Source organism: Novosphingobium sp. 11B, assembly GCF_054589055.1.
The window spans coordinates 10321-17427 of the sequence record NZ_BAAILP010000323.1; the positions used below are offsets into that span (position 1 = coordinate 10321).

Below are 7107 nucleotides of genomic sequence, written 5' to 3' on the forward strand. Positions count from 1 at the left end.
GTGAAGGGCGGCGGCATCACCGAAGGCCTGCGCCGCATCGCCGCTTCGCGGGTCGAGCGGGTGGTCCTGCTGCGCGGCAACGATGCCGCCGAAGCGCAGGGTCAGACCCTGGTCGCCAACGTCGTGCTGCGCGCCGACGCTGGCGGTTCGGGCAATGCCTCGCTGACGATGACGCATACTGCGGACGGGGGCGTCTCGCCCGCCGCGCGCATCAGCCACGCGCGCCGCATCGCCGGCTGGCAGACCAGCATCGAGCTGTCGGGCGAAGTCACCCGCTATCCCAACGACGGCATCTACCTCGACCGCGACGGCACGGGGACGCTGGCGACGACACGGCAGGAGCACACTTCGGCCAAGGCGCCTGAATATGGGCTGGCGCTCAGCTCGTCCGGCGCGGTCGCGGGTGGCACGCTCACGGTGAACCTGCGGCTCAACAAGGATGGCTATTCCTCGCGCCGGGGCATCGACATCTTTGCCGGCGCGGCGGACGGCTCTCCCGACGCGCGGCGCGACATCGTCTACGACGAGAAGGGCCGCAGCGGCGAACTGGGGCTCGACTGGACGCGGCGGCTCGGCGCGGGCTGGACCGCCAAGCTCGTCGGCCTCGGCCGCATCGAGCGCTACGTGACCGACGAGGACTACATCGAAGCCGACTATCGCGGCCTTTCGTCCCAGCTGGAGAAGCCGACCGAACTGGTGGCACGCGCCACCGTGACTCGCGAGGGTGACCACCCGGTGCGGCCCGAATTCGGCGGCGAAGTGGCATACAACCGCCTGTCGAGCAAGCTCGACTATGCGGAAGGCGACGGCAGCACCCTGACGCCCGTCGCGCTCGCCAATGCCGACACGCGCGTATCAGAAATGCGCGGCGAAGCATTCGCCAACCTCACTGTCAAGCTGGCGGGACGCCTCAACCTGGAAGCGGGCATGGCGGTCGAGTTCTCGCGCATCCGGGTGACCGGCGAGGCAGCGCAGGAACAGAGCCTGTCCTATCTTAAGCCCTCTGCCGCCCTGGTCTGGTCGCCTTCGGGGGCAACGCAACTGCGGCTCGGCCTGCGCCGGACGGTCGACCAGTTGAACTTCGGCGATTTCGCGGCGTCGGTGAACCAGGCCGATGGGCGGCCTCTGGGCGGCAATTCGGGCTTGCGCCCGGCCCGCGTGACGCGCGCACTACTGCGCCTCGATCACCGTTGGGGCAAGGGCGGCGCGATCGCGGTGGAGGCTTACCACCAATGGCACACCGGCCTGCTCGGCTATCTCGTGTTGCCTTCGGGCGACGAGGCGCTCGGCACGATCGGCGATGCGCGCCAGTGGGGCGTGAAGACGCAAGGCACGATGCCGCTGGACAGGGCGCTGAAAGGCGCACGCCTGACGGTCGACGGGACATGGCGCTCCTCGCGAATGCACGATCCGGTTACCGGCGGGCACCGCGCGATGGACGACATCTCGAAACGGCTCCTGACCGCCGAGTTCCGCCACGACGTGCCCGCACTCAAGTCCTCGTGGGGCGTGAACTGGACCGCGGCGGAACAGGCGACCGTCTTCTATAACGGCGAAGTCCTGCGCTGGCGCGATCAGGCGCTATGGGGCGCCTACATCGAGACCACCGCCTTCGCCGGCTTCAAGACGACGCTGACCGCCAAGGCGATCAATGGGCAGGACAACGCGCGCTGGCGTCGCTTCTACACACCGAGCCGCGCCGGGCCGCTGTTTGGAAGCGAGCAACGAACGCAGAAGCAGGGGGCGATCGTGTCACTGGCGCTGGGTCGTGCGTTCTGAGTTTGTGCCGACATCGCACACGAACAAGCAACAGGCATTCGCATTGCGAATGTGACCTGTGGTTCACTGCCTCCGGCCCAGGCGCAAAAATTGATAGGCGGGCTTCTAGTGAGCGCCGCTATCTAGCGCCAGCCTTGCTAATGACACAAATTTCCCAAGCCCAGTCTTACTCCGAATGTCCGCTTCTAAGCACGGCAATATCGCCGTCAAACGGCTTGAATGGGCGCGTAGCAGCCTGTCCAGCGTTCGACGCGGCTTGGTCGCTGGTGGTCGTTTTCTGCTCCCTGGAATCAGAAGCTCAATCGCATTAATCGGCTATCGCCATCAGATAGGCGGATAGTGTTGCACGAGAATGCCTTCAATCAGAGGCCCGCAGTGCTGTTCCGCAGTTCGATGTTATTTTCTGTCCGTGACCAATGTCATGACGGCGCTCCGCCCGGTCATGTCGTCAGCAAGCTCATCTCCGCGGCCGTTTCAGGAGTTCACCCAAGCCAGTTCGACTTCCGGCGAACAGCCTTTACGTCAGTGTGACGGCAATCGGGTGTATATCACGCGGCCCTGTGTGGTCGTGCCTCGTCGAAGTGCGCTGAACAAACCGCCTTCCGCGGCGTTTAACTTGATGAGCCGAGAGCGATCCGAGGCCCGGCCAGGAGAGAGCCATGACTGAAGACACCCCGCACGAGCATCCCGAGGTTGATGCGGTGACCGGCGAGGAAGTCGCCGCCGGCATGACCGACGAACATCTGCTCAGCGCATGGGAAGCGGTGACCGATCCCGAGCATCTGACTGTGGTCGAGCAGGAAGTGCTGGCAGAGATCGAGCGCCGCAGGCTCAGTCTCTAGAGGAGGGCAGGCGATCTGCCGGTCGCCGTCCTCACTTGCGGATCACAGGTGAAGGAGTGAAAGCTGGATCTGACCATCGTCGGCCTGTGGTTTCGCCGCGGCAGCCTGCTTGCCCCAGCCCTTCGGTGCATCCACAATCCCACGATCTGCCGCGACGAATTCCCGGGTGAGCTCCACTTTCTCCCGCAGGCGCTGAAGTACCGCCGGAAAGATGTCCAGCAACAGCCTGGAGGCTTGCTCGGACGCGCAATCCCGGTCGGCCTGTTCAAAGCGATGCTGCGCAATTGCGATCAGGGCGTCATCGCTCATCGGTTCCGTCATCAGTAGCTCGTCCAATCCAGTTCGGCATCATCGACCGCCTCGAACATTTCGGGGTCGGCGCCGGTGTCGCCCAGGCGCCTGCGCACCGCATCGGGATCACCGTCCTTCGGGAAGCCCCTATCAGACCTGGCGATATTGGCGAGCTGCCCGATGAAGTCGCGGCGATCCACCTGCAGCAGCAGCCACCGACCGAACGGCCCACGCTCGGCCGCGCTGATTGTCCTGCCCTCGGTTTTCAGGCGGCTATCCGGGGGCGCAGGTGAAAACGCGCGGTTGTCGACCGGCACCTTCGTGATGTCCTGCCAGCGTCCGGCCCCGGTGCATATCCTGCCGACCTCGCGCCGCAGGTCATCCAGCGACTGTTTCTGCATCGTCGTCTCCAGGTTCATCGCACACGCCTGCATGCTGCTTTCCATGTCCGCTCGTCAGGCCAGGGCAGCTCGAAATCGCCCGGCATGGACACGGCGCCCTCGATCGAGATGGGCCGAACCCTGGCGCGCAAACGCGATCCGCAGACCCGGCACCAGAAGCGCTTCCTGGCCTCGACGAACCCGTCGTCCCAATGCCGCCGCTGGAAATGCCACCAGAGGGGCGGCGCGTGGAAACGCGCCGTATGCCCGCACTTGCATGTCAGCAGGACGGACCCGCCCAGCGTACCGGCTTCGAACAGGCAGGTGGGCACCATGGCCCCGCTCTTGGACCACTTCACGCTTCACGCCGCCGCTCAATCAGGCTGCGGAAGGCGCATTTCGAGCTGATCGTCCTCCGGCAAGGCGAGACCGTAGAAGCGAAGATCCAGGACCGGCGGCCCCGCCAGAGCGCACGTGGTTTCGGTCTTCTCGTGGAGGCGATGGAGCAATGCGGGCACGAAGTCACGCAGCGTTGCCTGGTCGCGCTCGGTCGCATCCTTGCGGTCAGCCATATGCAGGTACTGGCGTCCCAACGTGAGCATCGCCTCGTCGGAAAGGGGTTGGGTCATGGGAGCGGACCTTTCGCGAATCATCATCGCACCCTTATATATGTTCCATGTTTGTTCTAAAATCCCCTTCATGCGGCAGATGCTCGCCCGTGCCTTCGCCAGGCGGCGTCCGCCGCGCTGTCAGTCGGGCTCGAAATACACGAGCCGGCCGGTTTGGCTCGAAGGTTCAAGCCGTGGAAGGCCAGAAGAGATTTCCATGCCGATCATCGGTATGAGCGCTCGCAACCACCATCCGCGATCCGATCAGGTCACGGCGCAGTTGCCAGGCATCGAGCGGGTAGGCAGCGAGGCATGACGCCGCATCGTGGAAAACCTGAACGGCAGGATCGCGCGGGCTCAGGATACGGCGACCTCCGCTTCGAGGTGACGCGGCAGGCGAGATGTCCGGGAAAATATGAGGTCGATCACGGTCATGACTATCCCGCTCATGCGCAATGCAATTTTTGCCCCACAAGGTCAGACCGAAGTCGTCCATGACCCAGCTCTGCCACCACGACCGCTCCCGCTGCGCTCAGCGTAAGCATCGCGGGTGACAGCGCATCTTCCCCGTCTCACATTCTGTCGCGCTTCCGCGCGCTGCTCTCCTGTTGCGAGGTGACATATGCGAACAGTGACAACTTCGTCGTCCGGCGGCATCATCCAGATATGTGCAACCTCTACCGCATGACCGCGAAGGAAGCGGAGGCAGCGAAACTGTTCGGCGCAGCCTTCACGCCCGGTGCCAACTACTGCGCCGAGGTCTGGCCAGGCTATCCCGGCGTCGTCGCGGTCGGGGGCAAACTGCGCGCGATGTCCTGGGGCTTCCCGCGCCACGCCTTCAGCAAGAAGACCGGCAAGCCGCTCAAGGCCTCGCCGGTCAACAATGCCCGTGACGACAAGCTGCGGGTCTACCCGATCTGGAGGGACAGCTTTCGCGAGAGGCGTTGCCTGATCCCGATCACGCAGTGGTGCGAACCCGAGGGCGAGGATCGGCGCAACACCCGCACCTGGTACTCGCTGCCGGACACAGAGGTATTCGCCGTCGCCGGGATCTGGCGGCCGACCGACGAGTGGGGCGATGCCTACGCGATGGTCATGGTCGATGGCTGCGAGCAGATGTCCGATGTCCACGACCGCATGCCGACTATCCTGCGGGGCGAGGACTGGGCACGATGGACCCAGGGGACGCCTGAAGAAGCCTTCGCGCTCCTTCGCACGTGGGACGGGCCGCTGACGGTCGATCGGACCGACGAGCCCTGGTTCAAGCCGAAGGCGGCGACCGGCAAGCCTGTGTCAGCGAACCTACTGCTTTGAAGGGATCACCATGCGGCCCCGCAGGTTCGGCCAGATGTTACCTTCGCCCGCCTTTTCGCCAAGGATCGTGTCGATCATCAGGTTGAAGAACTCCAGAAAACCCGCTTCGTCTTCGGGCCATTTGCCGAAGTCGGCACCCTGCAGGGCAGCGATGACGTCTTCCTCATCGGCTTGACGAAGTCGTTCAATGTCTGTGCCTGCGATCTTCCAATCCATGATCACCTCCAAGGCCGCGCGAGACCGTGGGCCACAAGGTACTCACCGGCGTCCAGATCGCCAACGCCGATATGTCCAATCGTTGGGTGCAGCTTCCATGCCTGCCTCCGCTGATGACTCACATCTATCGCTATCAGGAGGCGAGTGGCGCCTGGCTGGGTAGGACCGGTTTCAGGTAATAGGCCCGCCTCGAGCTATGACCTGAGATTGGGGCGAGTAGTACCAATTTCATCCATCGATCCATTGCAGACTCCCATCATCCAATTTTGATCCCCAGCTGCTGACGGTCTGCTATCCCGGCACGTATCGACCACGTCCAGTCATTCGCGACGCCGTCTGCAAGCGACTGCTTCGGTCACCGGGAAAAGACCCGCCCTGAGAGCATCCGCGATAAGGGCGGATGAGCTGTTTCGTTGTCGCAGGATCTGAACGCTTCGCGCGCCTCAAATCGCCTGGGCTAGGAACTGTTGAAATGCCATCGCGGTCGCGAGAACGTTGCGTGCGGAGACACATCGGCCGTCGTCTTCTGCGACATGGTGATAGCGATGTGTTCCAAAGACCCCGGCCACGGTTTCATACCCCGCTGCGATGACCTCGCTCAGTTCTCCTGCGGACAGGACATCGCTGGTGTAGGGCGCTTCCAGGCCGGCCAGACCTATGAAAGTCGTGCGGGCGAGGGGCAGAAGGGAGCGGCTGACGGACAGGTAGCGCTGGGGATCGACGCTGGGAAGGGGGCGGCCAGTCCCCTCATGCCAGTCCTGCGCCGCGACGTTGGCACCCAGGTGCAGCCACAGCTTCGTCACGGCGGGTTTGGGCGCCAGAGCCTTCAGCGATTCCAGCGCGCCCAGGTTCTCGTATTCGTGGCCGCTATTGCAGATGAATGCCAGATTGTAGTCCCTGACCGCCGCGCTCGCCCAGCGTGCCAGCCAGAGCCAGGCGGCGACGCCGGGGCCCCGTTCGCCCGCGCAGGCGTACCAGCCCGATCGGGGTGTGGAGACGGCCAGCCACTGCGACTTGCCGCGATCGATGCGGCCGATGAAATTGAACGTGGGGCGATGCCCGCCAGTGCCGTCGAGGAACAGCGTCGCATCCGCGTCCGCTCGTGCCGCGTCCAGGAAGCCGCGCGCGTCTTCCGGTGCGATCAAGGCGACGGGCCCGGCGAACGTGGGCTTGCGGCCGTCAGCGTTGAGGGCGACGACTTTTCCGGTCGGGCCGTTGGTGATGGCGACCACGGCGATGGCCCCGGCCGCAAAGGCTGCTGTGATCGGCGCGCGCACCGGCTTGGCGAGCGCGGTGGACAGACGGCCGAACGGCAGGTCGACGAGCGCGATCGCCCCGCCGAGCGGGCCGGACGCCCGCCCCTCGCAATCCACCCGCACCAGTCGGCCGGTGATCCCCGCCGTGCCGGTGGGGACGACGATCGGCTGCGGCCATACCGCGGCCTTCACCGAACCGCAGACGAGTTCGCTGCGCCGCGTTTCGAAGAAGGGAACTGACAGGCCCTGGCGTTCGACCGCGAAGCCGAGCCCTTCGAGTTCGGCCGACAGCCATTCGCCACAGGCAATGTCGCCGGCTCCGCCCGCCTGCTTGCCGCCGAGGCCGATGTATCGCTCCAGATCCGCCGCGACCCTGGCTCGCGGCGATGCCGCTGTCGCAGTCGCCGGCGCGCCGGCAACC

9 protein-coding genes are annotated in these 7107 nt (G+C 64.9%); 3 read left to right on the plus strand and 6 right to left on the minus strand.

Going from position 1 to position 7107, the window contains the following annotated elements; translation table 11 throughout:
• A partial coding sequence (locus tag ACYPYD_RS26525; protein WP_459666668.1) for a TonB-dependent receptor domain-containing protein occupies positions 1-1779 on the plus strand: 1779 nt, incomplete at its 5' end.
• Positions 1780-2438: 659 nt separating this feature from the next.
• Complete coding sequence (locus tag ACYPYD_RS26530) at positions 2439-2621, plus strand: hypothetical protein (protein ID WP_459666670.1); 183 nt, start codon at positions 2439-2441, stop codon at positions 2619-2621.
• 42 nt (positions 2622-2663) lie between these two features.
• Here ACYPYD_RS26530 and ACYPYD_RS26535 read toward each other — a convergent pair whose 3' ends face one another.
• The 4 genes from ACYPYD_RS26535 to ACYPYD_RS26550 form a co-directional block, all read right to left on the minus strand.
• Entirely contained in the window at positions 2664-2930 is a 267-nt protein-coding gene (locus tag ACYPYD_RS26535) for a hypothetical protein (protein WP_459666672.1), read from the minus strand.
• An 11-nt stretch (positions 2931-2941) separates the two neighbouring features.
• Positions 2942-3331, minus strand: coding sequence for a YozE family protein (locus ACYPYD_RS26540; RefSeq protein ID WP_459666675.1), 390 nt, complete (start codon positions 3329-3331; stop codon positions 2942-2944).
• Positions 3332-3666: 335 nt separating this feature from the next.
• Positions 3667-3921 carry a hypothetical protein gene (locus ACYPYD_RS26545; protein WP_459666676.1) on the minus strand — a complete coding sequence of 85 codons (255 nt, stop codon included), beginning with the start codon at positions 3919-3921 and terminating at the stop codon, positions 3667-3669.
• Positions 3922-4087: 166 nt separating this feature from the next.
• Positions 4088-4396, minus strand: coding sequence for a hypothetical protein (locus tag ACYPYD_RS26550; protein WP_459666679.1), 309 nt, complete (start codon positions 4394-4396; stop codon positions 4088-4090).
• Between the two features lie 170 nt (positions 4397-4566).
• Here ACYPYD_RS26550 and ACYPYD_RS26555 point away from each other — a divergent pair, with 170 nt between their 5' ends.
• Entirely contained in the window at positions 4567-5214 is a 648-nt protein-coding gene (locus tag ACYPYD_RS26555) for an SOS response-associated peptidase (protein ID WP_459666680.1), read from the plus strand.
• On the opposite strand, the gene ACYPYD_RS26560 is transcribed toward ACYPYD_RS26555, so the two are convergent.
• Together ACYPYD_RS26560 and ACYPYD_RS26565 are read right to left on the minus strand one after the other, a co-directional pair.
• Positions 5203-5430 (minus strand): hypothetical protein, encoded by a 228-nt coding sequence (locus tag ACYPYD_RS26560; RefSeq protein ID WP_459666682.1) that lies wholly within the window; start codon positions 5428-5430, stop codon positions 5203-5205. The genes ACYPYD_RS26555 and ACYPYD_RS26560 overlap by 12 nt on opposite strands.
• Positions 5431-5873: 443 nt before the next feature.
• Positions 5874-7107, minus strand: a 1234-nt coding sequence (locus ACYPYD_RS26565) for a hypothetical protein (protein WP_459666684.1), incomplete at its 5' end; no start/stop codon positions are given.

What these genes read in the sequence shown, in the direction of transcription:
- ACYPYD_RS26530 (WP_459666670.1), top strand. Translation starts at nt 2,439, where the DNA reads ATGACTGAAGACACCCCGCACGAGCATCCCGAGGTTGATGCGGTGACC.
- ACYPYD_RS26535 (WP_459666672.1), bottom strand. Translation starts at nt 2,930, where the DNA reads ATGAGCGATGACGCCCTGATCGCAATTGCGCAGCATCGCTTTGAACAG.
- ACYPYD_RS26540 (WP_459666675.1), bottom strand. Translation starts at nt 3,331, where the DNA reads ATGAACCTGGAGACGACGATGCAGAAACAGTCGCTGGATGACCTGCGG.
- ACYPYD_RS26545 (WP_459666676.1), bottom strand. Translation starts at nt 3,921, where the DNA reads ATGACCCAACCCCTTTCCGACGAGGCGATGCTCACGTTGGGACGCCAG.
- ACYPYD_RS26550 (WP_459666679.1), bottom strand. Translation starts at nt 4,396, where the DNA reads ATGGACGACTTCGGTCTGACCTTGTGGGGCAAAAATTGCATTGCGCAT.
- ACYPYD_RS26555 (WP_459666680.1), top strand. Translation starts at nt 4,567, where the DNA reads ATGTGCAACCTCTACCGCATGACCGCGAAGGAAGCGGAGGCAGCGAAA.
- ACYPYD_RS26560 (WP_459666682.1), bottom strand. Translation starts at nt 5,430, where the DNA reads ATGGATTGGAAGATCGCAGGCACAGACATTGAACGACTTCGTCAAGCC.